25 protein-coding genes and 2 pseudogenes are annotated in these 23583 nt (G+C 68.8%); 16 read left to right on the forward strand and 11 right to left on the reverse strand.

Features of this window, described 5'->3' with window-relative positions; translation table 11 throughout:
• Window positions 1–78 precede the first annotated feature (78 nt).
• Complete coding sequence (locus tag NC4_RS25570) at window positions 79–1086, forward strand: NAD(P)-dependent alcohol dehydrogenase (RefSeq protein ID WP_218021289.1); 1008 nt, start codon at window positions 79–81, stop codon at window positions 1084–1086.
• 11 nt (window positions 1087–1097) lie between these two features.
• Here the strand turns inward: NC4_RS25570 and NC4_RS25575 are convergent.
• Window positions 1098–2132: pseudogene (locus tag NC4_RS25575) on the reverse strand (aldo/keto reductase).
• An 83-nt stretch (window positions 2133–2215) separates the two neighbouring features.
• Here NC4_RS25575 and NC4_RS25580 point away from each other — a divergent pair.
• The gene (locus NC4_RS25580; RefSeq protein ID WP_067543475.1) at window positions 2216–2830 is read left to right on the forward strand and encodes a TetR/AcrR family transcriptional regulator; all 615 of its coding nucleotides are present in this window, start codon (window positions 2216–2218) and stop codon (window positions 2828–2830) included.
• 13 nt (window positions 2831–2843) lie between these two features.
• Here NC4_RS25580 and NC4_RS43170 read toward each other — a convergent pair whose 3' ends face one another.
• Both NC4_RS43170 and NC4_RS25585 read right to left on the reverse strand, forming a co-directional pair.
• Entirely contained in the window at window positions 2844–2981 is a 138-nt protein-coding gene (locus tag NC4_RS43170; RefSeq protein ID WP_245721908.1) for a hypothetical protein, read from the reverse strand.
• 42 nt (window positions 2982–3023) lie between these two features.
• Window positions 3024–3428 carry a TIGR03086 family metal-binding protein gene (locus NC4_RS25585; protein WP_245721909.1) on the reverse strand — a complete coding sequence of 135 codons (405 nt, stop codon included), beginning with the start codon at window positions 3426–3428 and terminating at the stop codon, window positions 3024–3026.
• Window positions 3429–3605: 177 nt separating this feature from the next.
• Between NC4_RS25585 and NC4_RS25590 the strand changes: the two genes are divergently transcribed.
• Together NC4_RS25590 and NC4_RS25595 are read left to right on the forward strand one after the other, a co-directional pair.
• On the forward strand, window positions 3606–3824 hold the full coding sequence (locus tag NC4_RS25590; RefSeq protein ID WP_245721910.1) for a DUF8836 family protein: 219 nt from the start codon (window positions 3606–3608) through the stop codon (window positions 3822–3824).
• Between the two features lie 72 nt (window positions 3825–3896).
• The gene (locus NC4_RS25595) at window positions 3897–4118 is read left to right on the forward strand and encodes an Rv3202a family protein (protein ID WP_067543065.1); all 222 of its coding nucleotides are present in this window, start codon (window positions 3897–3899) and stop codon (window positions 4116–4118) included.
• Here NC4_RS25595 and menD read toward each other — a convergent pair whose 3' ends face one another.
• Complete coding sequence (menD, locus tag NC4_RS25600) at window positions 4119–5750, reverse strand: 2-succinyl-5-enolpyruvyl-6-hydroxy-3-cyclohexene-1-carboxylic-acid synthase (RefSeq protein ID WP_067543068.1); 1632 nt, start codon at window positions 5748–5750, stop codon at window positions 4119–4121.
• Between the two features lie 89 nt (window positions 5751–5839).
• On the opposite strand from menD, the gene NC4_RS25605 reads away from it, so the two are divergent.
• Window positions 5840–6667, forward strand: a complete 828-nt coding sequence (locus NC4_RS25605; protein ID WP_067543071.1) for a siderophore-interacting protein — start codon at window positions 5840–5842, stop codon at window positions 6665–6667.
• Window positions 6668–6860: 193 nt separating this feature from the next.
• Here NC4_RS25605 and NC4_RS25610 read toward each other — a convergent pair whose 3' ends face one another.
• The gene (locus NC4_RS25610; RefSeq protein ID WP_067543074.1) at window positions 6861–7307 is read right to left on the reverse strand and encodes a DUF6918 family protein; all 447 of its coding nucleotides are present in this window, start codon (window positions 7305–7307) and stop codon (window positions 6861–6863) included.
• 297 nt (window positions 7308–7604) lie between these two features.
• Here NC4_RS25610 and NC4_RS25615 point away from each other — a divergent pair, with 297 nt between their 5' ends.
• The 6 genes from NC4_RS25615 to menE all read left to right on the forward strand — a co-directional run bounded on the left by NC4_RS25615 (window position 7605) and on the right by menE (window position 12135).
• Window positions 7605–8498 carry a 1,4-dihydroxy-2-naphthoyl-CoA synthase gene (locus NC4_RS25615; protein ID WP_067543482.1) on the forward strand — a complete coding sequence of 298 codons (894 nt, stop codon included), beginning with the start codon at window positions 7605–7607 and terminating at the stop codon, window positions 8496–8498.
• 61 nt (window positions 8499–8559) lie between these two features.
• Window positions 8560–8955, forward strand: coding sequence for a VOC family protein (locus NC4_RS25620; protein WP_067543077.1), 396 nt, complete (start codon window positions 8560–8562; stop codon window positions 8953–8955).
• A gap of 84 nt (window positions 8956–9039) precedes the next feature.
• The gene (locus tag NC4_RS25625; protein ID WP_067543080.1) at window positions 9040–10200 is read left to right on the forward strand and encodes an inorganic phosphate transporter; all 1161 of its coding nucleotides are present in this window, start codon (window positions 9040–9042) and stop codon (window positions 10198–10200) included.
• A gap of 19 nt (window positions 10201–10219) precedes the next feature.
• Window positions 10220–10489 carry a hypothetical protein gene (locus NC4_RS25630; RefSeq protein ID WP_067543084.1) on the forward strand — a complete coding sequence of 90 codons (270 nt, stop codon included), beginning with the start codon at window positions 10220–10222 and terminating at the stop codon, window positions 10487–10489.
• Window positions 10490–10556: 67 nt separating this feature from the next.
• A complete protein-coding gene (locus NC4_RS25635) occupies window positions 10557–10898 on the forward strand; it encodes a DUF3349 domain-containing protein (RefSeq protein ID WP_084529794.1) in 342 nt (113 codons plus the stop codon).
• Between the two features lie 100 nt (window positions 10899–10998).
• Entirely contained in the window at window positions 10999–12135 is a 1137-nt protein-coding gene (gene menE, locus NC4_RS25640) for an o-succinylbenzoate--CoA ligase (protein ID WP_067543087.1), read from the forward strand.
• A 123-nt stretch (window positions 12136–12258) separates the two neighbouring features.
• On the opposite strand, the gene NC4_RS25645 is transcribed toward menE, so the two are convergent.
• Window positions 12259–13665: a hypothetical protein gene (locus NC4_RS25645; RefSeq protein ID WP_067543090.1), complete on the reverse strand. Its 1407-nt coding sequence runs from the start codon at window positions 13663–13665 to the stop codon at window positions 12259–12261.
• Window positions 13666–14000: 335 nt separating this feature from the next.
• Here NC4_RS25645 and NC4_RS25650 point away from each other — a divergent pair.
• Both NC4_RS25650 and NC4_RS25655 read left to right on the forward strand, forming a co-directional pair.
• A pseudogene (locus NC4_RS25650) lies at window positions 14001–15009 on the forward strand (ATP-binding cassette domain-containing protein).
• A complete protein-coding gene (locus NC4_RS25655; RefSeq protein WP_067543093.1) occupies window positions 15006–15845 on the forward strand; it encodes an ABC transporter permease in 840 nt (279 codons plus the stop codon). Before NC4_RS25650 ends, NC4_RS25655 begins: the two are co-directional and overlap by 4 nt.
• Window positions 15846–15918: 73 nt before the next feature.
• Here the strand turns inward: NC4_RS25655 and NC4_RS25660 are convergent, their stop codons facing one another.
• On the reverse strand, window positions 15919–19590 hold the full coding sequence (locus NC4_RS25660) for an AfsR/SARP family transcriptional regulator (RefSeq protein ID WP_245721911.1): 3672 nt from the start codon (window positions 19588–19590) through the stop codon (window positions 15919–15921).
• On the opposite strand from NC4_RS25660, the gene NC4_RS25665 reads away from it, so the two are divergent.
• Complete coding sequence (locus NC4_RS25665; RefSeq protein ID WP_067543098.1) at window positions 19589–20044, forward strand: SRPBCC family protein; 456 nt, start codon at window positions 19589–19591, stop codon at window positions 20042–20044. The genes NC4_RS25660 and NC4_RS25665 overlap by 2 nt on opposite strands.
• A gap of 38 nt (window positions 20045–20082) precedes the next feature.
• Window positions 20083–20952, forward strand: coding sequence for a 1,4-dihydroxy-2-naphthoate polyprenyltransferase (locus NC4_RS25670; protein WP_067543102.1), 870 nt, complete (start codon window positions 20083–20085; stop codon window positions 20950–20952).
• Window positions 20953–20984: 32 nt separating this feature from the next.
• Here the strand turns inward: NC4_RS25670 and NC4_RS25675 are convergent, their stop codons facing one another.
• The 4 genes from NC4_RS25675 to NC4_RS25690 all read right to left on the reverse strand — a co-directional run bounded on the left by NC4_RS25675 (window position 20985) and on the right by NC4_RS25690 (window position 22554).
• The gene (locus NC4_RS25675) at window positions 20985–21371 is read right to left on the reverse strand and encodes a phage holin family protein (RefSeq protein WP_067543105.1); all 387 of its coding nucleotides are present in this window, start codon (window positions 21369–21371) and stop codon (window positions 20985–20987) included.
• A 58-nt stretch (window positions 21372–21429) separates the two neighbouring features.
• Entirely contained in the window at window positions 21430–22017 is a 588-nt protein-coding gene (locus NC4_RS25680; protein WP_067543108.1) for a Clp protease N-terminal domain-containing protein, read from the reverse strand.
• Complete coding sequence (locus NC4_RS25685; protein ID WP_067543110.1) at window positions 22017–22238, reverse strand: hypothetical protein; 222 nt, start codon at window positions 22236–22238, stop codon at window positions 22017–22019. Before NC4_RS25685 ends, NC4_RS25680 begins: the two co-directional genes overlap by 1 nt.
• Before the next feature lie 97 nt (window positions 22239–22335).
• Window positions 22336–22554 carry a hypothetical protein gene (locus NC4_RS25690; RefSeq protein ID WP_067543114.1) on the reverse strand — a complete coding sequence of 73 codons (219 nt, stop codon included), beginning with the start codon at window positions 22552–22554 and terminating at the stop codon, window positions 22336–22338.
• Between the two features lie 138 nt (window positions 22555–22692).
• Between NC4_RS25690 and NC4_RS25695 the strand changes: the two genes are divergently transcribed.
• Entirely contained in the window at window positions 22693–23565 is an 873-nt protein-coding gene (locus tag NC4_RS25695; protein ID WP_067543117.1) for a helix-turn-helix domain-containing protein, read from the forward strand.
• Window positions 23566–23583 lie beyond the last annotated feature (18 nt).

Raw genomic sequence — 23583 nt, forward strand, 5'->3', positions numbered from 1 at the left:
CGTACTTACGCCGTAAGTGTACGGTGCGAGAGAAGGTACTTACAGCGTAAGTACGAAGTGTCGCGAGGAGCGTGACCCATGTCCGATGTTCGAGCCGCGGCCGCCACCATGACGGCCGTCATCGCACCCAGCTACGGCACCGCCGATGTCCTGCACCTGGAACGGGTCGCGCCGCCCGTCGCGGCGGCGGGCCAGGTCCTGGTGCGGGTCCGGGCCTCCTCGGTCTGCAAGGGCGATATCCACCTGCTGCACGGCACGCCGTATCTGTTGCGGCTGTTGGGCTTCGGGGTACGCAGGCCGCGCCATCGCGTCATCGGGCACTGTTTCGCGGGCGTGGTGACGGCCGTGGGACCCGAGGTGCGGGAGCACGGGGTCGGCGACGAGGTCTACGGCGAGGCCGATTTCGGCGCGTTCGCGGAATTCGTGGCGGTCCCCGTCGAGCGCATCGCACCGAAACCCGCCGGGCTCGGCTTCGAAGAGGCTGCCGCCGTGCCGGATTCGGCCATCACCGCCCTGCAGGGGCTGCGCGACAGCGGCGCACTGCGGGCGGGCCAATCCGTTCTGATCAATGGCGCTTCCGGCGGCGTGGGCACCTTCGCCGTGCAGCTGGCCAAGGCGTTCGGCGCCGGGGTGACCGCCGTGTGCAGCACCCGGCATCTGGACGCCGTGCGCGGCCTGGGCGCGGACCACGTGATCGACTACACCGCCACGGATTTCACGCGCGGTGAGCGCCGCTACGACATCGTGTTCGATCTCGCCGGTAATCGTTCGCTGGCGGAGATCCGCCGCATTCTGCACCCCGACGGCGTGTTCATCTCCTCGGCGGGCGCACCCGGCGGCAATTGGCTGGGCCCGCTGGTCTGGATGGGAAAAGTCCTGGTGGGCAATCTTTTCACGAGACAGTCGCTGAAACTGCTATTGGCACGGCCGAATCGGCAGGATCTACTGGTACTGAACGAGCTGATCTCCGCGGGCGCCGTCGCACCGCTGATCGAGCATCGTTTCCCGTTCCGCGAAACCGCCGCGGCCATACGGCATGTGGAACAGGGGCACGCGCAGGGCAAGACCGTCATCACGTGCCCCTGAACCCCACCGCCCTAGACGACCGGCGGGTTGAGCCGGGTGAAATCCGATAGCCGGTAGTACGGGTAGTACGGGTACGGCGGCGTGACCGCGCTCGCCTTGTCCAGCCGGGCGATCTGCTCCGCGTCGAGATTCTAGCCGATCGCCCCGAGATTCTGGCGCAACTGTTCCTCATTGCGCGCGCCCACGATGACCGTCGCGACCGTGGGCCGCTGGAGCAGCCAGTTCAATGCGATCTGCGGAACCGTGCGCCCGGTCTCGGCGGCGATGTCGTCGAGCACGTCCACCACGTCGTAGAGCACCTCGTCGTCCACGGGCGGTCCGGCCTCGGCCGTCTTGTGCAACCGGCTGCCTTCCGGCAGCGGCTGCCCTCGCCGGATCTTGCCGGTGAGCCGCCCCCAGCCAAGCGGGCTCCACACCACCGCGCCGACGCCCTGATCGAGGCCGAGCGGCATGAGCTCCCATTCGTAGTCGCGGCCGACCAGCGAGTAGTACACCTGGTGCGCGACATAGCGCGGGAAGCTGTGCCGGTCCGCCGCCGCCAGCGATTTCATGAGCTGCCAGCCCGCGTAGTTGGAGGCGCCGATATAGCGGATCTTGCCCGCCCGCACCAGATCGTCCAGCGCCGCAAGGGTTTCCTCGACCGGTGTGCCCGCATCGAAGGCGTGCAGCTGGAACAGGTCGATGTAGTCGGTGCCGAGCCGCCGCAAGGATGCCTCGACGGCGGTGACGAGCCGGGCGCGCCCGGAACCCGCGTCGTTCGGGCCGGACCCGGTGGGCAGCGCCGCCTTGGTGGAGATGAGCAACTGCTCGCGCCGCCCCCGAATCGCCTCGCCCAGTACTTCTTCCGAGGCGCCGTCGGAGTAGACGTCGGCGGTGTCGAACATGGTGACGCCCGCTTCCAGGCTGATGTCCACCATGCGCCGGGCCTGCCGCGCATCGGTGTCGCCCCAGGCGCCGAACAGTTCGCCGCGCCCACCGAAGGTGCCCGCGCCGAAGCTCAGGGCCGGAACCATGAGACCGGGTGCGCCGAGTCGACGGTACTCCATTTTTTGCTCCTAACGGGACTATGGTTTCGTTAGCAATCCAGACGATACACTCTCGATGCGACAAATGGAACTGGAGGCCCGTTATAGAGCAGGACACCGCACAACCCGGCTCGATCCGCCCAGGTGGGCGCACCGCACGCGTCCGCGAGGCGGTGCTGCGGGCGGCCGGTGATCTACTCGCCGACAAGGGTTTCGCCACCCTGGATCTGGCCGAGGTGGCCGCCCGCGCCGAGGTCAGCAAGACCACCGTCTACCGCCGCTGGCGCACCCCGGCCGGACTGGTCGCCGATCTGCTGGTGGAGATGGCGGAAACCTCACTGCCGCACAGTGATACCGGATCACTGCCGGGTGATCTGCGGACCAATGCCGAACTGGTGGCCAAAACCCTCACCGATACCCGTCAGGGCCGGTTGTTCCGCGCGGTCATCGCCGCCGCCACCACCGACGACGGCACCGCCGCCGCGCTGCACCGCTTCTACGACATCCGCCTCACCGAATGGTCGCCGGTGATCGAGGCCGCCATCGCGCGCGGCGAGGTCCCGCCCGGCACCGATGCGCGGGCCGTGCTGTCCGCGGTCTCGGCTCCCCTGTACTACCGGCTGCTGGCCAGCGGCGACCCCATCGACGCGGCGGCCGTCACCGCCGCCGCGACGGCCGCCGCCACGGCCGCCGCCGCGGGCGTGTTCGTCCGCGGCTGAGGCTCGGCCGGGCTCAGCCGTGATTGGCGCTCCAGGCCGGATCCCGGCCGGTGAGACCGAGGACCTTGTCGAGCGTGGGCGCATTGTCGGGCACCGGGACGACCGGACCGAACAGGCCGGGGGTGCCCTCGGCGGGCGTGGCCCGCAGCATCTCCAGCAGTATCGCGAGATCGTCGCTGTCGGGCAGATAGGGCTAGGAGGTCGCGCGCGCCAGATCCCAGGCGTGCACCACCAATTCGTTCAGGGCGACCGTGGCCATCTCGGGCGCGGGCAGCAGCACCCCGCCCGCTTCGGTGTCCCCCGTCCAGGCGGCGGGTTCGCACCAGGCTTCGACGAGCGATTTGAGCTGGGCCGAAATGCGATTGTGCCAATCACCGAATTCCACGGCGAGCTCACCGGGTGGCTGGGATCGGCCGACGGCCTCCTTGGTGGCCGCCTGCCGGAAAGCCTCGGTGAGGCCGAGAACATGGGTGAGGAGATCGCGCACGGAGACGTCGGCGCAGGGGGTCGGGGAGTCGAGTTGGGTATCGGAGATGCCGGAGACGACGCCTTCCATGACGTTCGCGGCGGATTCCAGATCGAATGCCTGGTGGTTCATCGGTCCTCCCGAAGGCAGCAGCGGTCGCCGGGCAGCGACCCGCTCCCCTTGGGACTACCCATCCGGCCCGAATTCATCGCACACTCGCGGATGCAAGTACACCGACCGGTCGAAACCTCTTCGTTAGCAGCGCAAACCGCTGGTGAAGAGGAGAATTGGAAGACGAAGGGTGATCGAGTGGAGATTGTCGTCGATATGGGCGACGGTTCCCGCAACTATGACGTAACCGCCACCAGGGCCGGGCGACGCGTGGATGTGCGCATTGCACGCGGCGTGGTGGAGGTCAGCGAGGTGACCAGGACCGGAACCGCCGTGCGCACCGCGCGATTCATGGCGGGCCGGGTGCTCGCGCTGGTGGAACACCCAGCCGACAAAGGCCCGCTGCCCTGCGAATGATTTCCCGCATGGTTGCCGTCTCCGCGATCACGGCGCATGCTCGGGAGTGCCCCCGGCGGAGAGGAGCTTGCGATGAACGATCCGGCCATCGATGCGGTACCCGAAGCCGATTATGTCGAGCAGAACATGCCTGCCTATCCCGATGACGGCGTGGACTCCGAGGAATCCGCGGCGGACGACGCGGTGCCTCCCGGCGACAGCGGCTGGACCGCCGACGAGGGCGATCTCGTCGAGCAGTCCATCCCGGTCCCCCTGGACGACGACTACGACGAGGCCGCCGACAGCGGGTACTGATCAGTTCGAGATGCCCGCGCGCACGGTGGCGTGCAGTTCCCGCAGGCTCGACCGTTCGGTCGCGACCTCGAGCACCCGGATGCCGTGCGCGCTCTCGGTGAGTTCCACCGCGAGTTCGGCCGGATCGACCTGGCGGTGCGGTATCCGGTAGGCGGCGCACAGGGCGGCCAGGTCCATACCGTGCGGCGTGCCGAAGACGCGTTCGAAAACGCCCGCGTACTGCGGATCGCCCTGTTCCAGGAGTTCGAAGATGCCGCAGCCGTCGTCATTGGCGACCACGATGGTGAGGTCCTCCGGCCGCGGTTCGCCGGGGCCGATGAGCAGTCCGGACGCATCGTGCAGGAAGGTCAGGTCGCCCATGAGCGCGACCGTGCGGCCGGAATGGGTCAGCGCCGCGCCGACCGCGGCCGACACCGTGCCGTCGATACCGGCCACGCCGCGATTGGACAGCACCCGCACGCCCGGCCGGGGATGCGAGACCAGCGCGGCGTCGCGCACCGGATTCGAGGCGCCCAGCAGCAGCTGATCACCGTCGTGCAGTGCGTCCATGACCACGGCGGCCACGTGCAGCCCGGTGTGCTTGGGATGTCCGGCCAGTTCGGCGCGGACCACGCTCATGGCCTTCTCCTTCAGATCCCGGGCCAGCTCCAGCCATTCCGGGCGCGGCGCGCCGTAGGTGACCGCGCGGGTGCCGGTGCCGACCACATTGCCGGAGACATCGGGCCAGCACGGGCCGGTGGTCAGCGCGTACACGGTGACCTCGGGATCGGCGAGCACCTTGGCCACCTGCCGGTGCAGGGTGGGGCTGCCGGTGATGATGGCCTGCTTGGGTTTCAGCAGCGGCAGCGCGAGCGGATGCAGGGACGGGCCGTGCATGGGCGCGGTGGGCTCGGCGACGGTGGGCAGGGCCGCGAGTTCGGGGCGGTGGCCCGCGCCGTGGCCGGAGATGACCACGGTGTCGGGGGTGAGGTCGATATCGAGGGGGACGTCCAGGGTCGCGTATTGCGTTGCCGTCCACGGCCGGTCGTCGCTGCGGCCGGGCGGGAGCAGATCACCGGCGAGGGCGTCCGGGGTGAGCGGTTCACGCAGCGGGATGTCGAAGTGCACGGGTCCGGCATTGCCGGAGCGGGTGCCGCGGGCGGCGGCCAGCACCCGGCACACCGCCGAACGCCACACGCTGTTCTGCTGGCCGTAGAGCCGATCGCCCTCGGCTTCGGCCAGGCCGAGGCTGATGGTGGCGCGGGTCTGGGTGCCGAACAGGCCGAATTGTTCGACGGTCTGATTGGCGCCGGTGCCGAGCATCTCGTAGGGCCGGTTGGCGCTGAGCACGATGAGCGGCAGGCGCGCGTAGTTGGCCTCGAGTACGGCGGGGCCGAGATTGGCCACGGCGGTGCCGGAGGTCATGACGACGGGCACCGGGCGGCGGCTGGCCGCGGCCAGACCGATGGCGAGGAATCCCGCGGTGCGCTCGTCGATGCGCATGTGCAGGCGAATCCGCCCGGCCGCGTCGGCGGCCTGTAATGCGAAGGCCAGCGGCGCGTTTCGCGAACCGGGGCACAGGACGACATCTCGCACTCCACCGCGCGCGAGTTCGTCGACGACGACGTGCGCCTGTGCTGTCGAAGGATTCACACCCCCAGCCTCTCAGACAGTGGGATTTTCCGCTGCGTCGCCCCGCTCACACCTGTTCTCGTCTAGTTAGGCTTTGCTAACCTAAGCCCATGGCGAAGCGCACCAAATATGTCAAGCCCGAGCAGCGGGAAGTCCTCAGCGTGGAAGTGCTGGCGAGCAAGAAGCTCAGCCCCAACTTCGTCCGCGTCACCCTCGGCGGCGACGGGCTCGCGGGCTTCACCGCCATGGGTTTCGACCAGTGGTTCCGGCTCTTCCTGCCGGGCCGCGACGGCGAGCTGCGCCTGCCCACCTCCACCAGCAGCCTGGGCTGGTACGCCCAGTACCTCATGATGGGCAAGGAACACCGTCCGGTAGCGCGCAACTACACCGTGCGCGACTACCGTGCTGCCGGTTTCGGGGAGTTCGGCAGCACGGCTGAGCTCGATATCGACTTCTTCGTGCACGAGGGCGACAGCCCGGCGGGCGCCTGGGCGAGCAATGCCACGCCCGGCGACAAGGCGGGCCTGCTCGACGAGGGCATCACCTACCAGGCTCCCGACCACACCGACTTCGCCCTGCTGGTGGGCGACGAGAGCGCGCTGCCCGCCGTCGCCGGAATTCTGCGGTCCGCCCCGCGCGGCCTGAAAGGCGCGGCATTCATCGAGATCTCGCACGCCGACGACGCGCAGAAACTGGACGAACCCGAAGGCGTGACGGTGAATTGGCTGGTCCGCAACGATCCGCACGGACCGGTGGGCGCGCTCGCCACCGATGCGGTGCGCCGCGCGAACCTGCCCGCCCAGGGCGTCTACGCCTGGGTGTCGGGCGAACAGCAACTGGCCTCGGGTGTGCGGCGCTACCTCACGCAGGAGCGCGGAATCCCGAAGGGCGACATCACCTTCACCGGCTATTGGCGCGTCGGCAAGGCCGCAGGCTGATAGATCGGCTCGCGGCCCGCGCCGAAGGCGTCGGGCCGCGAACACTCAACTTCTCCCCAGGGCGACAACTGATTTCGTGAGGCCCGGGTAACTCCCCGGGTACCCCCGGAATCGGTTCGGCACCCAACCGCCGCCACGCGTGCACGACGGTCGACGGCACCCGAGCCGGGCGCTGAATATCCGGGGAGGCGGCTCAGCCCGCGTGCTTCTGCACCAGGGCGCCGACGCGCGGAAGGGCTTCGGCGACATGCTTCTTCGCCGAGGAGCGCATGGAGTTGTAGACCTTGGTCAGCGCGGGACGCGACGAGGCGGCGGCGCGCTCATCGGTGACCGAGAGCAGCGCCTCGGCAACCTCGTCCTGCTTGGCGACCAGCAGATCGGCGAACGAGCCCGCGCCGGAAGCGGCGTACTCGGCCCAGAACGGCTCGAGCTGCGCGATGAACTTCGGCATGAAGGACGCCAGCGCATCGCCGACGATGGTCGGGCTGACCTTCTTCACCGCGGCGTAGCCGCCCTTCACGGCGAGCCCCGACGCGCCGCCCTTGTCCGACACCTCCGCATCCAGAACCTCCTGGGCGTCGGCCAGGAAGGCCGGACACTTGGCGTCGTCGAGCAGGGATTCAGACAGTGCTGCAACCACTTTCAGGTTCCTCCGGATCGTTTTTCGATGAACGAGCGCACGCAACTATACGCATCGTGGTCCCCTCACACACGATGCCGATGCGCAGTTGCTGACTAGCAGCAAACAGCACTGTAAGGCCTCCGCAATCGATTGGCAGCGTTTCACATTCGAGACCGCCGGGTAACCTGTCACCCCGATACCCCACTCCGGCAACGTTCCTGCGAATTGTGTCCGTTTTGCGGCAGGAGCCCTCCCGCCGTGCGACAGGGCGCTCCGGCCGCCCGCGCCCCGGGCTTGACCAGTATGTTCGAGCTCGTGACCTTCAATCCGGATTTGTGGAAAGCCGTGCCGGGCTTCGAGGACCTGACCGATATCACCTACCACCGCCATATCGAGCAGGGCACCGTCCGCATCGCCTTCGACCGCCCCGAAGTACACAATGCCTTCCGCCCGCACACCATCGACGAGCTCTATCGCGCCCTCGACCACGCCCGCATGAGCAGTGATGTCGGCGCGGTCCTGCTCACCGGCAACGGCCCCTCCCCCAAGGACGGCGGCTGGGCCTTCTGCTCCGGCGGCGACCAGCGCATCCGCGGCCGCTCCGGCTACCAGTACGCCTCCGGCGACACCGCCGAGACCGTCGCCCCGGCCCGCGCCGGACGCCTGCACATCCTCGAGGTGCAGCGCCTCATCCGCTTCATGCCCAAGGTTGTCATCGCCCTGGTCAACGGCTGGGCCGCGGGCGGCGGGCACAGCCTGCACGTCACCTGCGACCTCACCCTGGCCTCGCGCGAGCACGCCCGCTTCAAGCAGACCGATGCCGATGTGGGCTCGTTCGACGCCGGTTACGGCTCGGCCTATCTGGCCAAGATGGTCGGCCAGAAGTTCGCCCGCGAGATCTTCTTCCTCGGCCGCCCGTACACCGCCGAGGAAATGTATCGGATGGGCGCGGTCAATGCCGTCATCGACCACGAACGGCTCGAGGATGTCGCCTTGGAATGGACGGGCGAGATTCTCGGCAAGTCGCCGCAGGCCATCCGCATGCTGAAGTACGCGTTCAATCTCACCGACGACGGTCTGGTCGGACAGCAGCTCTTCGCGGGCGAGGCCACCCGGTTGGCGTACATGACCGACGAGGCCGTCGAGGGGCGCGACGCCTTCCTGCAGAAGCGCGAACCCGACTGGAAGCCGTACCCGTACTACTTCTGAATCCCGTGTCTTCCGAGCGTTCCTGCCCCGTCGCCGGGGCGGGGCCTGGGAAGCTCGACGCATGGAGATACTGAGCAGCCGGTTGATTCTGCGGCCGTCGGACTACCAGCGCACGCTGGTGTTCTATCGGGACACGCTGGGTCTGGCCATTGCCCGCGAATATCCGGGCGGCACGGTGTTCTTCGCCGGGCAGGGACTGCTCGAGGTCGCCGGGCACGGTCGCCGCACCGAGGATTCGCCCGGTTTCGCGGGGGCGATCTGGTTGCAGGTGCGCGACTGCGCCGATGCGGCCGCCGAACTGGCGGTGAGCGGCGTGCCGATCGATCGCGCGCCGAAACAGGAGCCGTGGGGGCTCATCGAAATGTGGGTGCGCGATCCGGACGGCGTGCCGATCGTGCTCGTGGAGATTCCCGCCGACCACCCGATACGCCGGGATAATCGGCCACCGAAAGGCTGAGCCGCATTAGCACGCGAGTAACTGTGAACTGGATCGGGGGCACCGGTTAACAACGCGTAAAGGGCATATCGCACACTGGATGCCGTGTCTGCCGAACTGCTCGTTCTGCTGATCGTTGTTCTCACGGCCCTGGCGTTCGACTTCACCAACGGATTCCACGACACCGCGAACGCGATGGCCACTTCGATCGCCACCGGTGCGTTGCCGCCGCGTATTGCCGTACTCCTGTCCGGGGCGCTGAATCTGATCGGCGCGTTCCTCAGCGTCGCCGTCGCCGCGACGGTCGCCGAGGGCATCGTGAACCTGTCCGAGGTCAGCGGACGGGCCCTGCTGGACATCGTCTTCGCCGGTCTGGTGGGCGGCATCCTGTGGAATCTGTTCACCTGGCTGTTGGGTTTGCCGTCGAGTTCCTCGCACGCGCTGTTCGGCGGGCTCATCGGCGCCACCATCGCCGCGCTCGGCTGGAGCGGCGTGGTGTGGGTGTCCGGCAACAAAGGCGTGCTCGGCAAGATCATCATCCCGGCGCTGCTGGCTCCGGTGGTGGCCGCGCTGGTGGCGGCCATCGCCTCCTGGCTGGTCTACCGGATCACCCGCGGCAGCAATGAGCGGACCGTGGTGCGCGGGTTCCGCTGGGGCCAGATCGGTTCGGCCTCGCTGGTCTCGCTGGCGCACGGCACCAATGACGCGCAGAAGACCATGGGCATCATCTTCCTGGCGCTCATCGCGCACGGTTCGGTGAGCGCGGGCGATCCGCTGCCGCTGTGGGTGATCGTGTCCTGTGCGGTCGCCATTGCCGCGGGCACCTGTCTGGGCGGCTGGCGCATCATTCGCACGCTCGGCAAGGGCCTGGTGGACATCGCGCCGCCGCAGGGCTTCGCGGCCGAATCCACCAGTGCGGCGATCATTCTCACCTCGGCCCACTTCGGGCTGCCGCTGTCCACCACCCAGACCGTGACCGGCTCCATCCTCGGCTCCGGCCTGGGCCGCGGCGCGGAGGTGCGGTGGGCGGTGCTCGGCCGCATGGTGGTGGCCTGGGTGCTCACCCTGCCGATGGCGGGCGTGGTGGGCGCGATCTGCTGGGCCATCCTGAACGCCATCGGCGATACCGCGGGCACCCTGGTGGTGTTCGCGCTGCTCATCGCCCTGGCCACGCTGATCTGGCTGCGGTCCCGCCGCAAGCCGGTAAACTCCAGCAATGTCAACGACGACTGGCAGGGCGCCCCGCCGGTCGACGCCAGCCGGTGAACGGCGGAAGGCACAGGCCATGAACAGTTTTCTGAACACGTTCTCCGATCTGTGGCAGGTCACCGTGGCCGCCCTGGTGTTCGGCGCGGGCCTGCCCATGGTGTTCGCGGTCGGCATCCGCTACCTCGCGCAGATCGACGACGGCGCGACCGGCTCCGCCAAGGCCGTGGCGACGGCCGTGTCCGCGCTCTGCTTCGCCGTGGTGATGATCGCCGTGGTGGTGGGTGTGCTGTTCATCGCACGCGGATTCCTGGCCTCCCGCCTCGGCATACATTTGCTCGGCGCGTGACGCCGCCGGACCGAAAGGCACGCTCGTGAGCACTCCGGAACAGCCCGATCAGCCGACCTCGGCGCCGCTGCCGCCGCCCAATCCGCACCCCAATATCAATGTGCTGCAGAAGGTGCTGGCCTGGTTGAAAGCCGGATACCCGCAGGGCATTCCGCAATCGGACTATGTGGCGCTGCTGGCCGTGCTGCACCGCCGGCTCACCGATTACGAGGTGCAGATCGTGGTGGAGGACCTCATCCACGACCATCTGGCCACGGCCGAGATCGCCCGCACCGATATCGCGCGCGAGGACATCGAGGCCGCGATTGCCCGAGTTGCCAAGGAGCAACCGGGCGAGGACGATATCGCACGGGTGGCCTCCCGGCTGGCAGCCGGCGGTTGGCCGCTGGCGACACCGACGTCCGACTGACCGACCGACCCATCGACCGGGCGTCGACCCTCCCGGGTGCGCCGCCACCCCTCGACATGACACGATCGCGAACGTGAGCAATACCCTCCGCATACTCCCCATGCCTACCGGCGCCTCCGTGGGCGACGTATTGCCGCACCTCCGGGAAGCCTTGGAGGGCAACGGCCCCGCCTGGCTACCCGTCCCCACCGCCGACCGCCGCGAGACGCAGCGACTCGGCTCCAGCCTGCGCCCCGGCGAGGAGATCGACGAGGACGTGGCCCTGGTGGTCACCACCTCCGGCACCACCGGAACGCCCAAGGGCGCCATGCTCACCGCGGCCAATCTGCGCGCCAGCGGGGATGCCACGCACGAGCGGCTGGGCGGACCCGGCCAATGGCTGCTGGCCCTGCCGACCCATCACATCGCGGGCATCCAGGTATTGCTGCGCAGTATCTTGGCGGGCACCGAACCGGCCGTGCTGGACGTGTCGGACGGCTTCCTGCCGGAGGCGCTCGCGGGCGCCATCTCCGGGATGCGCGGTGAGCGCCGCTATACCGCCATGGTGCCGACCCAGCTCATCAAGGCCCTCGACGAACCCGTGGCCACCGCGGCGCTCGCCTCGCTCGACGGGGTGCTCATCGGCGGTGCGGCCACCCCGGCGCCGGTGCTGGAGCGCGCCCGCGCGGCGGGCATCAGCGTCTTCCGCACCTACGGCATGAGCGAGACATGCGGCGGCTGCGTGTACGAGGGAGTGCCGTTGACGGGTGCGAAGATTCGCATCGAGGACGGCCGCGTGGTGCTCGGCGGCGATATGGTCGCCAAGGGCTACCGCAATGTGCCCGATCACCCGGCCTTCGCCGAACCCGGCTGGTTCCGCACCGAGGACGCCGGTTTCGTGGAGGACGGCGTGCTCACCGTGACCGGGCGCCTCGACGAGGCCATCATGACCGGCGGCCTGCTGGTCATCCCGCAGGTGGTCGAGGCCGTGCTCATCACGCATCCGGCGGCCGCCGAATGCGTCGTCCTCGGCCTCCCCGACGACCGGCTGGGCCAGCGCGTGGTCACCGCCATCGTGCCCGCCCCCGGCGTCACCCCGCCCACCCTGGACGAACTGCGCGAACACGTGGTCGCCGAACTCGACACCATTGCCGCCCCGCGCGAACTGGCTGTGCTGGAAGAGATCCCGCTGCGCGGCCCGGGCAAGCCGGACCGCAACAAACTGCGCCAGCACCTGCTGGTCGACACCGCACGCTGAGCCGCAGCGCAGGCCACGCCGCACTCGTGGCCCACCCAACCCGGCGCACCTGTGGCCGGGATCCCGCGGTGTCGCGCCATCGTGACGAATTCCCGCAACCCATGCCGGAATGACCGGGTCGGTTTATGTCGCGGCGGGAGTTAGTGGCGCGAGTATCGAGTGCAGCAGGCCGCTGACCGGCTCCGGCAGCGTGGCCGCGAGCTGCGGTGGCACCGACGGCGAAAGCTGCGGCGGCGCAACGGGCCCGGGCCGGGGCGCGACGACGTCGACCATCGACCGCAGGGACTCGCCCGCCGCGGCGAGCCGCGAGCCGACCTCGTCGGTCACGAGCGGTTGCAGCACCTCACGGATCGGGTTGCGCGCCACATCGCCTTGCAGTCTCAGGGTGTTGTAGGCGTTGACGGCCGACACGATGCCGACCGGAATGCCGATCGCCAGACTGCCGACGGTGGCGCCCATACTGCCGAGAATGACCGCGCCGGTGAGACATCCGCCCGCGAAGCCGGTGGCCGTGCCCGCCAGCGCCGCGGAGAAGGTGCCCGCCGTACCGGCGCCCACGCCGCCCGCGAGGTAACCGACGGCGAGGCCGGTGACGCCGCCCAGCAGTCCGCCGACGCTGACCGCCAATCCGAACTGGGTGCCCACCGCGCTGTAGGCGTCGTTGAGGTCCTTCTGCCGCTGCACCGGATCCGGCTGGCTGCGCGGAGCGGGCTGACCGGGTTCGCCGGGCGGAGTCGCCGGATCGTCGATATCGCCCAGGGCGATCGGCACGCTCGCCGGTGCCTTGCAGACCGGGTCCGGCAGGTCGGCCGCAGTCGTGACGGTGTCGGTCCTTCGGCCGTCCGGGGCGCTCTTCGGCGGCAGCTGGGAAATGGGCACGGTGCCGAGCGGGCAGGGCACGGCGGCATTGGGCCACAATGCCATCGGGGAGCCGAGGGTGAGGGTATTGCCCATGACGTATCGGCCCTGGATGTCGAGGACCTGGAAGTTGTTGAGCGGCACCACGCGCCGTTCACCGCCCGGGCCGGGCTGCAGCGGATCCGGTCCGGTGCCGGGGGCCTGCACGACCAGGCTGCCGATCGGCGTGGTCAGGTAGGCGGACATATCGGTGAGATCGCCGGTGTAGACGACGCCCTCCATAACACCGACCGTGACGCGGGACAGGCCCTCCCGCATGGCCTGCTCGTGCGGCGTCAGATCCTGGAGTTGTTCCAGCCGCGGCGGCTCGACTTCGCGGCCGAAGGGCACGTGGTGCAGGGTGCGCCGGTCCTCGCCGAGGATGAGGTCGCCGGTGCGGCGGTCGCGCAACTGGAAGTGGTTGTTGCCGATCAGGCTCACCTCGACGTCCGGGCCGTAGATGGTGGACAGGTGGCGGTAGGCATTGCTGCGCAGGTAGATATTGGACGCCAGCTCCATGTCGTTCTCACCGCACAGCGGGTCGCGGGGCGGGATCGGGGCCATGGGGTCGTCGGCATCGGGAATCGGCGGGCAGCTCAGTAGCGCGGGTTCGGGATCCTGCGAGCCCAGCACCGCGGGCGCGGAGGGGTCGGGATCGGCCAGGTCGAGCGGTGTCGACCGGCGGTGACCGCGGTGGTGAGCGCGGTCGCGGCGGTCAGGAGTGCGGTCACGGCGGCAGAGGCGATTCTCAACGGAACCTCGCTATCCAGGGTCGCGACGGGTGCAGCGGGAAGCGGAGCGAACGGGAATTCCGGAGCGCGGTACGGGCGTCAGGCTAGCAATCCGCAGGCCCCGCGCGTGGGAGGCCACGGCCGCGGCGCGTGGCATTCTCCCTGGCCAGAGCACTTGCGCGGGCATGCAACAGCGGTGCAAGGGGCGTGCAAGATCGGTGCCGCAGAGTTCTCGGCATGACTTCTTACACACCTGCTGAGCCCCTGGCCATCGAGGCGGACGGGCTGGTCAAGGCCTTCGGGGAGCAGCGGGCTGTCGACGGCGCGAGCCTGTCGGTCCCGCGGGGGGGCCGTGTACGGCGTGCTCGGACCCAATGGCGCCGGTAAGACCACCACCATCCGCATGCTCGCCACCCTGCTGCGCCCGGACGGCGGCAGCGCCCGCATCTTCGGGCGCGATGTGCTCGCCGAGCCGACGGCGGTGCGCTCGCTGATCGGCGTGACCGGTCAGTACGCCTCGGTCGACGAAAAGCTCTCGGCCACCGAGAACTTGATCATCTTCTCGCGGCTGCTCGGACTGTCCAAGGCCGATTCCCGGCGCAAGGCCGACGAGCTGCTCGAGGAGTTCGGGCTGACCGAGGCCGCGAGCAAGGCCCTGGAGAACTTCTCCGGCGGTATGCGGCGGCGGCTCGACCTGGCCGCCAGCCTCATCGCCCGCCCGCCGCTGCTGTTCCTGGACGAGCCGACCACCGGTCTGGATCCGCGCACCCGCGCCCAGATGTGGGAGACCATCCGGCGACTGGTGCGCGAGGGCTCGACCGTGCTGCTGACCACGCAGTATCTGGACGAGGCCGATCAGCTGGCGGACCGGATCGCGGTCATCGACCGCGGCAAGGTCATTGCCGACGGCACCTCCGACGAACTCAAGGGTTCGGTCGGCCTGTCCGCCCTGCAACTCACGCTGGCCGATCGGGCCCGCATCGAGGAGGCGCGAGTCCTGGTGGGCGAGTACCTGTCCCGGGCCGAGGGCAGGATCGTCGAGGCCGCCGTCAGCCCCGAGGCGGGCCGCATCACCGCGCCCCTGCCCGATCCCGCCATCACCACCGACATTCTGATCCGGTTGCGCGAGCACGACATCCGGGTCGACGAGATCAATGTCTCCAAGCCCAGCCTGGACGAGGTGTTCTTCGCACTCACCGGCCATGGCGCGAACGACGAGAACGACACCGAAAAGAGCGCGGCATGACCACGACACTCACCGCCCCCGCCGGGCGGCACGCGGCGGCCCCGGCCCCGATTCCGGCGGTCAGCAATCGCATTCCGCTGCGGCAGACCCTGGCCAATTCGTTCACCATGGCCTACCGCGGCATTCTCAAGATCAAGCACAATCCGGAGCAGCTGTTCGACGTCACGGTGCAGCCGATCCTGTTCACGGCGCTGTTCGCCTATATCTTCGGCGGCGCCATCGGCGGCAGCGTGCAGAATTATCTGCCCGTCCTGATTCCCGGCATTCTGGTGCAGACGGTCGTGCTGACCTCCGTGGTCACCGGCACGCAGCTGCGCGAGGATATGGACAAGGGCGTGTTCGACCGGTTCAAATCGCTGCCCATCGCCCGCATTTCGGCGCTGGCGGGCGCCCTGCTCGCCGATATGGTGCGCTACGGCCTGGCGACCGTGCTCACCCTCGCCGTGGGCATGATCCTCGGCTACCGGCCGCACGGCGGCGTCCTGGCGGTCATCGTGGCCGGTCTGGTCGTGGTGTTCTGCTCGTTCGCGGTGAGCTGGATCTGGGCGCTGGTCGGCGTCACGGGTAAGAGCGCGTCCGGGGTGCAGGGCATCTCGATGATGATCATGTTCCCGCTGACCTTCATGTCCGGCGCGTTCGCCCTGGTGTCCACCATGCCGGGCTGGATGCAGGGCTTGAACAAGGTGAATCCGGTGTACTACATGGTCAATACCGCCAGGGACCTCATGAACGACGGCGCGTACACCGCCAATCTCGTCTGGTCGCTGCTCGGTTCGATCGTGGTGATCGCGATCTTCGCACCGCTCACCGTGCGGGCCTACATGCGGCGCGCCTGAACCGCCGAAATATCGAAAGACGAAGCCCGCCTCAGGAAACCGGGGCGGGCTTCGTGCTGTCCGGATCGTGGGTTCAGTGGCTTTCGTGGAATTCGCCGAGCAGTTCCATGACTCGCGCGGCGGCCGGTCTGCGCCCCACCCGCGCCACCGCGTTCCGGGCCGCGGCCAGGCGTTCCGCGCCCACCGTCGCGCGGTGCAGCTCGTAGTGGCGGTCCAGGCGCATGGACGGATAGTCCTGGCGGGCGACCACTCTCGGCGCCAGGGCCAGCAGTTCCAGTGCCGTCTCGCGGTTTTCGCCGGTGGCGAGCAGATAGGTACCGAGCGCGCAGGCCACCCCGCCGATCTGGGGTAGATCCCGGAACTGGCCCAGGCGCGGAATGGCCAGCTCGACCAGCTCCCGGACCAGCTTGTGCACCTCGGTGGCCCGGCCGTGCAGAATGTGCGCGTCGACCACCACGGCGCCGAACATGACATCGCCCGGGCCGGGCGTGATCGCGCCGTGCGGCCAGCCGATCTGGGCCAGCACCTGCCGGTAGCGCCGCAGACCGGAATCGATATCGCCTTCCGCCAGTTCGATTTCCGCCAGTCCGGCCACGACCGCGGCGCGGCGATGATTGGGCTCGCCGCCCGCGTAGGTCCCGGTGGGTGACAGTCCGACCACGCCCAGGGCGGGCTCGAGCTCGCGGCGCGCCGTCACGGTATCGCCCATACCGGTCAGGGACAGGGCGAGCAGGCTGCGGATCTCGACCGACTCCTCATAGGCCCGCAACCGGTGCAGCAATTCGGCCGCACGCCGGTAGTAGTCCACGGATTCGGCATACCGCGCCGTCTGCCCGTACATGCTGCCCAGATGCTGCGACACCATGGCGGTGCCCCAGGCGTCCTCGGTGCTGCCGGATGCCATGGCGCGCACCGCATCCCGGATGGAACCGTGCACATCACCGGCATTCTCGCGCAGATTGGCGCGCAGCAGCAGCGCCGTCTCCCGGGTACTGCGATCGGCCGAGCGGGTGCCGTCGCCGAGGTAGCGCGCCAGCCCGAATCCGCCCGCACGCACCGGCAGCGTCGCCAGCCCGCCGACATAGCGGAACACCGGGGTGATCGAGGCACTCGAGCGCAGGGCCCGCCGGATCCGCGCCCGCACCGTCCCCACCAGACGCGGGTTGTCGTCCATGTAGATCAGATGCAACGACACCACCAGCTGTCCGAAGATCTGCAGGTCGGCCTCGATCTCGGTGAGCGGACCGGAACGCAGCGGCAGCGCCAGATAGCGCGGCGCCCAGTTGATCAATTCCATATGCGCGCCACGGATGACCCACAGTCCGGCCAGCACCGGGAATACGGCGTGCGCGGTGTCGAGGTCCTCGCGTTCGACGGCATCGCGCAGGACGGCGACGAGATTGTCGAGCTCGGCCGCGGTGGTCAGCACCGCCCGCACCTGTTCCCCCGTCGGGTACCGGGTGGCCGCCTCGAGCGCGAAGCCCTTGGCCCAGGCCGACATTCGGTCCATCACCCGCTCCGCCTCGCCGGTGAACCCGAGTTGTTCCTCGCCGAATTCGCGGACGGTCTCCAGCATGCGGTAGCGCACGCCCTCGTCCGCGTCCGGATCCGCTTCCAGCACGGTCAGCAGCGATTGCCCGACCAGGCCCTCGATCGCCGACTCGGCATCGGCGATCTCGGGTCCGGCAATGACGGTCTCGGCGGCGCGCAAGGTGAATCCCGCCGGGAACCGGCACAGGCGGCGCAGCGCCACCCGCTGCTGTTCGTCGAGCAGGTTCCAGCTCCACTCGATCACCGCGTGCAGGGTGCGATGCCGCTGCGGCGAACTGCGATCTCCGCTGCGCAGCAGGGCGAATCGGTGTTCGATCCGGGTCTCGATCTCCTCCACGCTCATGGTCCGCACCCGTGCCGCCGCCAATTCGATGGCCAGCGGCAGCCCGTCGATGGTGTGACACAGCCGCGCCACCACCTCCGGATCCAGCCGCACCGACGGCCGCACCGCCCGGGCCCGCGCCGCGAACAGCTCGGTGGCGGGCGATCCGGCCGGGTCGATGGTCAACGGCGGCAATGGATACACGGTCTCGGCCGTGATCTCCAAGGGCGCCCGGCTGGTGGTCAGCACGGTCAGCTGATCGCTGACGCCCACCAGATCCGCGGCCACCTCCGCCACCGCGTCGATCACATGCTCGCAGTTGTCGAGAATCAGCAGCATCGGCCGCGAGGCCAGCACCTCCCGCAACCGCCGCCGCGAATCGTGCGACCCCACCGGCCGCAGCACATTGGTGTCCCGGGACAGCTCACCGATCCCGAGCGTCGCCCCGATGGCCGCCTCCACCTCGGCCCGCGACCGATCACCCCCACCCGGATCCACCCGCACCGACGCCAACTCCACCAGCACCACCGAATTCTCCCCCGCCAGCCGCGCCCCCAACTCGTTGACGACCCGCGTCTTCCCGGTCCCGCCCGGCCCCAGCACGGTCGTCACCCGCGACCGCCGCAGCACTGCCTCCAGCGCGTCCAGATCCGCTTCGCGCCCCAGCAGGGGATTCGGCGCGGCCCGCAACCCCACCGCCCACGCCGCCGTCTCGCCCGTCCGCTCCGGCTCCCCCGAATAACCCTGAGCCACGACATAACTCGCGCCCACCTCACCAGATGTCCGCACTCCGGGCAGGAACGAGCCCGCAGCCGTCACCGAATCGCCCGCGCCCTGCCGCTGACCGGCGTCGGCGCGCCCCGCCGAGCCGCGCTGTCCCGCAGCGTGATCCGATCCACCCGGCGCGGGCGGCGCCGCCTGTCCGTCCGGTACGGGCGCGGGGCTCGCCATCTCCGTCCCGGACCCGCCGCTGGCCGAAGCGCCGCGCGCGCCCGGCACTGGCTCGCCGCAGAGAATGGCGGCGTTCATGGCGACGAGGGCGGGTCCCGGATCCACACCGAGGTGGTCCAGCAGGTGGGTGCGGAGGGCGGCGAAGACCTCCAGGGCTTCGTTGGCGCGACCGGACGCGACGAGCAGTCGCATCAAGGTGGCGTGGGCCGGTTCGTCCATCGGGTTGGCGGCCACCTCGCGGCGGGCCAGCTCGAGCGCTCCGGGGAGGTCGCCGCAGGCTTCGCGGGCGGACAGTTCCAAGGCGTCGAGGGCGCGTCGACGGGTTTCCGCGAGCCGGGTGAGCTCGTCGCCGACCGGACCGGAGGGCAGATCGGCGGCCGGGTCGCCGCGCCAGAGGGTGCGGGCGGCGGCGATCAGCGCCAGGCAGGTGTCGAAGTCTCCGGCGGTATCGGCTTGGCGCGCTTGCTTTTCCAGTTGCCCGGCGAGGGTCAGGTCGACTTGGTCGGGGGCGAGCATGAGGCGGTAACCGGCCGGGCCGATTTCCAGGGCTCCCTCCGGGAGCGCCGTGCGGAGCCGGGAGACCTGGGTGTGCAGGGCGTTCATCGGGGCGCGCGGCGGATCCTCGCCCCAGATGTCGTCGATGAGGGCCTGGGCGCTGCGGCTGCGGCCGGGATGGGTGGCGAGGGCGGCGACCAGCAGGCGGGAGCGGGTTCCGGGTACGGGTGCGAGCGCACCGTCGCGGCGCAGGGCGACCTCACCGAGAAGGACCACCAGGACCGAGTCGCCTGCGGGTGCGAAGCGGGCGCTGCCGCCGCTCGAGCTGCCTGTTCGCGAATACATTCCTCGCCAATCGTAGGTGAGCGGTGCGAGCACTGCCGGATTCGCCGGATCCAGGGGTGTGGTCGCATACGCTTTGTGCATGGCCGAATTCGACATCCACCGGGAAACGGTCATCAAGGCCGAACCGGAGCAGGTCCAAGCCCTCATCGACGACTTCCACCAGTGGCGCAAATGGTCGCCGTGGGAGGACACGGACCCGAATATGGAGCGCGTCTACAGTGGGGCCGATCGGGGCATCGGCGCACGTTATTTTTGGAGCGGCAATCGCAAGGCCGGGCGCGGCGATATGGAGATCACCTCCGCCACGCACGATGCCATCAGCATCAAACTGCATTTCGAGAAGCCGTGGAAGGCCACCAACCAGGTCACCTTCGAATTCCGGCCGGAGCAGGGCGGGACCGGGGTCACCTGGCGGATGACCGGGCAGCAGAGCGGGGCGATGGCCTTGCTCGGCAAGCTGTATCCCATCGATCGCCTGGTGGGTCCGGATTTCGAGAAGGGGCTCGCCCAGCTCAAGGCCGCCGCCGAATCCTGAGCGTGCCCCCGCGCCGAACCGCGCACTAGGCTGCCGTCATGACTACAGCAGCACAGTGGATCGAGGGCGCTCGGCCGCGCACACTTCCGAATGCGATCGCCCCGGTCCTGGTGGGGACGGGGGCGGCCGCATCGATCGACGGCGCGGTCTGGTGGAAAGCGGTGCTTTGCCTGCTGCTTTCGCTGTCCCTGATCATCGGCGTGAACTACGCCAACGACTACTCCGACGGTATTCGCGGCACCGACGACGAGCGGGTGGGCCCGCTGCGCCTGGTCGGTTCCAAACTGGCCAGTCCGGCCGCGGTGCGCAATGCGGCCATCGGCTGTCTGACGCTGGGCGCGGTGATCGGACTGGTCCTGACCGCCACCTCCGCCTGGTGGCTGCTGCTGGTGGGCGCGGCCTGCCTGGCCGGGGCCTGGTTCTACAGCGGCGGCCGGAACTCGTACGGGTACAGCGGTTTCGGCGAGATCGCGGTCTTCGTGTTCTTCGGCCTGGTGGCGGTGCTGGGCACCCAGTACGTGCAGGCGGGCACGGTCGATTGGGCCGGGCTGGCCTGCGCGGTGGCGGTCGGTTCGTACTCCAGCGCGGTGCTGGTGACCAACAATCTGCGCGATATTCCGACCGACAGCGTGTCCAGTAAGACCACGCTGGCCGTGCGGCTCGGCGATGCCCGCACCCGCACAATGCATCTGGTGCTGATCGCGGTGCCGTTCGTGGTGACACTGGTGCTGGTGGCCCGCACCCCGTGGGCGCTGGCCGGACTGGTGGCGCTGCCGCTGGCCGTCAAGGCGAACGAGCCGGTGCGGTCCGGTCAGAACGGGCCGGGTTTGATTCCCGCCCTGGCCGGTACCGGCAAGGCGCTGCTGGTGTGGTCGGTGGCGACCGGTCTGGCGCTGGGCCTGGCCTGAGATCGGGGCGGGGGCCGGGCCCCCGCCCCTGCTCAGTTCTTCTCGGGAACGAAGACGCCGAGCACCCAGTTCACGATGGAGATGATGATGCCGCCCCAGACGGCGGCCCAGAATCCGTCCACATGCAGCTGATAGCTGGTGGTCTCGGTGATGACCGAGGTCAGCCACAGCATGAGCGCGTTGATCGCCAGCAGGAACAGGCCGAGCGTCACGATCACCAGCGGCAGTGACAGCAGCTGCACGAGCGGCTTCACCAGCGCGTTGACAATGGTGAAGATCACGGCCGCGACCGCGATCACAATGATCTTGCCGGTGGTGGCGTCCTGATCCTCGGGGGCGACGATGGAGATCCCGCCGACCCATTCGGACGCCAGCCAGATGGCGACACCGGTGATGAGCAGACGAAGTATGAGCGTCATGGCCTCGATCGTAGGGTGAGATCGGTGTCGCGGCCGGGTGGCACACGCCCGATCTCGATCAGGCCGCGCGATCGAGATGCTTCGACACCGCCGCCCGCAACCCCTGCACCGCCCGCTCGTCGCCGAGCAGCGTGCGGGTGGTCGCATTGGGCGCGCGCAGGATGCCGAGCACGATATGCCCGGCCTCGATGCGGCCGTCCTTGCGGGCGAGGGCCTCGCGCAGCGACAGCTCCAGGATCTTCTTGGCATCCCCGGTGAACGGAATATGCCCGAAGGCCTTGCCTTTACCGCCGCGGAACCGGCCGCGGCGCGGTTCGTCGGCCGGGATGGCGCGTTCGAGGGCGGCCTCGCCGAAGGTGGCCTCCAGGCTTTCCCGCACGGCGTCGAGGTCGATGCCGATGGAGCGCAGCGCGTCCGCGTCCTCTTGACCGAGGGGTTCGCCGGTCCGCTTGCGCACCAGCGCCTCCCGCACCCCGGCGGCGGTCAGCCCGTGCTCGCCGAGCAGCTGGGTCAATCCCGTATCGGGTGCGGCCAGTACGCCGAGGAGTACGTGTTCGACGTCGATGGCGGGCGCGCGCAGTTCGCGTGCTTCCTCCTGCGCGCCCACCACGGCGAATTTGGCTGCCTTGTCGAATCGTTCGAACATCAGCGGATACCGCCCTTCCGGTTGTACTTCTGGTGGACCGCCTGCCGGCTGACCTCGAGCGAGTCGGCGATGGCCTGCCAGGACCAGCCCTGTTGCCGGGCATTGGTGACCTGTATGGCTTCGAGCCGCTCGAGCAACCTGCGCAATGCCAGTACCGCGCGCAGTCCGACCTGCGGGTCGGGGCTGCCCGCGGCGGCCGCCAGAGTCGTTGCTTCACTCATGTATGTCAATTTAAGTTGACATTCGAGGCGCGTCAACGAAAATTGACACGTTCGGAAGGCGGTTCGCCGTCAGCGAAAACGACGGACGGGCACCGGTTCAGTTCCACGGCACGAAGGGTGCGTAGTCGCGCACGTGACCGTCGGCCCAGTCCCACAGCGTGCCCGGGTCGACAATGACGCCGCCCTGCAGCCGCAACCGCCAGCCGCCCGCTTCCTTCTCCCAGATATCCCCGTCGCGATCGCGGTACAGCCCGAAGGCCACCGGCCCCCACGGATTCATCATGACGCTGACGGCCGAACGCGGATGCTGACCCAACTCGACTCCTGGATTGTTGTTGTTTCAAACTATTGGAGCAGAACGCGTTACCGCGCACCCCCTCGTCGCCTGACCGTGCGTGGGTCAATCGAAAACCGCGCTTGTACTTTGAAGCTATACAGGTAAGGTCACCCTAAGTTGAATGGAGTTCCCACGTTCGGCGAGTACATTCGCCAGCGCCGCACGATCGCCAATCTCACCCGTCCGCAACTGGCCTGGCTCGCCAACCTCTCGGTTCCCTATCTCACCAAGATCGAAGGCGGCGCCACTCCGTCCCGCCACGTCATCGAATCCCTCAGCACGGCACTGAAACTCCAGCCCGGCGAGTACGAGTACGCCCTGATCCTGGCGGACGGGCCCGCGCCGCGCATCGAACCCGATGCACCCACCGCGGGCGACCTCGAATACCTGGACCTGCTCAATCCCAAACCCGGCGCGTACGTCTCGTCGACTCTGGACGTGCTGGCGGTCAATACCGCCTACGCGCAGGTGTTCCCGCAACTGGAGCCGGGCGCCAACATTCTGGAATGGATGGTGCTCAACCCCTTGGCGCGGACGGTCCTGGTGGACTGGATGCGGGAGACGCAGGCGACCGTCGGCTGGTTCCGCACGCAGATCGCTCGCAGCGGCGAGGAGGAGCGCTGCCAGGAGATCATCGACGCCTGCATGCGGAGCCCGGAGTTCCCGCTCATGTGGCGCAGCGACTCGGTGCTCATCGACCGCAATCACGCCACGCTGGTGCGCGATCCGCAGACCCTGACCATTACCGAATTGCGAATCCTGGTGTGGCACACCTCGGCGAGTCTGGGCTCGTGGTCGCTGTTACTGGCGACGACACCCGATCAACCGACGGCGGTCACGCGTCCAGTTGTCCGCGAAAGGCCCGCTATGTCAAGCCCCGTAAACACATTGGACAATCCGCAGCGACGACGGCGCGAGACATTGCCACCGGGTGACCCGACGCCGACGAAACCACTTCAGCAAATTGATGGCAAACAACTGCGTGAGTGATCAATAGTTCTCACCCCA

The organism is Nocardia crassostreae (genome assembly GCF_001613405.1).
Taxonomy (GTDB): Bacteria; Actinomycetota; Actinomycetes; order Mycobacteriales; family Mycobacteriaceae; genus Nocardia; species Nocardia crassostreae.

What these genes read in the sequence shown, in the direction of transcription:
- NC4_RS25685 (WP_067543110.1), bottom strand. Translation starts at nt 22,238, where the DNA reads ATGAGTGAAGCAACGACTCTGGCGGCCGCCGCGGGCAGCCCCGACCCG.
- NC4_RS25605 (WP_067543071.1), top strand. Translation starts at nt 5,840, where the DNA reads ATGGCGAAGCGCACCAAATATGTCAAGCCCGAGCAGCGGGAAGTCCTC.
- NC4_RS25680 (WP_067543108.1), bottom strand. Translation starts at nt 22,017, where the DNA reads ATGTTCGAACGATTCGACAAGGCAGCCAAATTCGCCGTGGTGGGCGCG.
- NC4_RS25670 (WP_067543102.1), top strand. Translation starts at nt 20,083, where the DNA reads ATGACTACAGCAGCACAGTGGATCGAGGGCGCTCGGCCGCGCACACTT.
- NC4_RS25665 (WP_067543098.1), top strand. Translation starts at nt 19,589, where the DNA reads ATGGCCGAATTCGACATCCACCGGGAAACGGTCATCAAGGCCGAACCG.
- NC4_RS25595 (WP_067543065.1), top strand. Translation starts at nt 3,897, where the DNA reads ATGAACGATCCGGCCATCGATGCGGTACCCGAAGCCGATTATGTCGAG.
- NC4_RS25620 (WP_067543077.1), top strand. Translation starts at nt 8,560, where the DNA reads ATGGAGATACTGAGCAGCCGGTTGATTCTGCGGCCGTCGGACTACCAG.
- NC4_RS25570 (WP_218021289.1), top strand. Translation starts at nt 79, where the DNA reads ATGTCCGATGTTCGAGCCGCGGCCGCCACCATGACGGCCGTCATCGCA.
- NC4_RS25660 (WP_245721911.1), bottom strand. Translation starts at nt 19,590, where the DNA reads ATGCACAAAGCGTATGCGACCACACCCCTGGATCCGGCGAATCCGGCA.
- menE (WP_067543087.1), top strand. Translation starts at nt 10,999, where the DNA reads ATGCCTACCGGCGCCTCCGTGGGCGACGTATTGCCGCACCTCCGGGAA.
- NC4_RS25655 (WP_067543093.1), top strand. Translation starts at nt 15,006, where the DNA reads ATGACCACGACACTCACCGCCCCCGCCGGGCGGCACGCGGCGGCCCCG.
- NC4_RS25630 (WP_067543084.1), top strand. Translation starts at nt 10,220, where the DNA reads ATGAACAGTTTTCTGAACACGTTCTCCGATCTGTGGCAGGTCACCGTG.
- NC4_RS25585 (WP_245721909.1), bottom strand. Translation starts at nt 3,428, where the DNA reads ATGAACCACCAGGCATTCGATCTGGAATCCGCCGCGAACGTCATGGAA.
- NC4_RS43170 (WP_245721908.1), bottom strand. Translation starts at nt 2,981, where the DNA reads ATGCTGCGGGCCACGCCCGCCGAGGGCACCCCCGGCCTGTTCGGTCCG.
- NC4_RS25675 (WP_067543105.1), bottom strand. Translation starts at nt 21,371, where the DNA reads ATGACGCTCATACTTCGTCTGCTCATCACCGGTGTCGCCATCTGGCTG.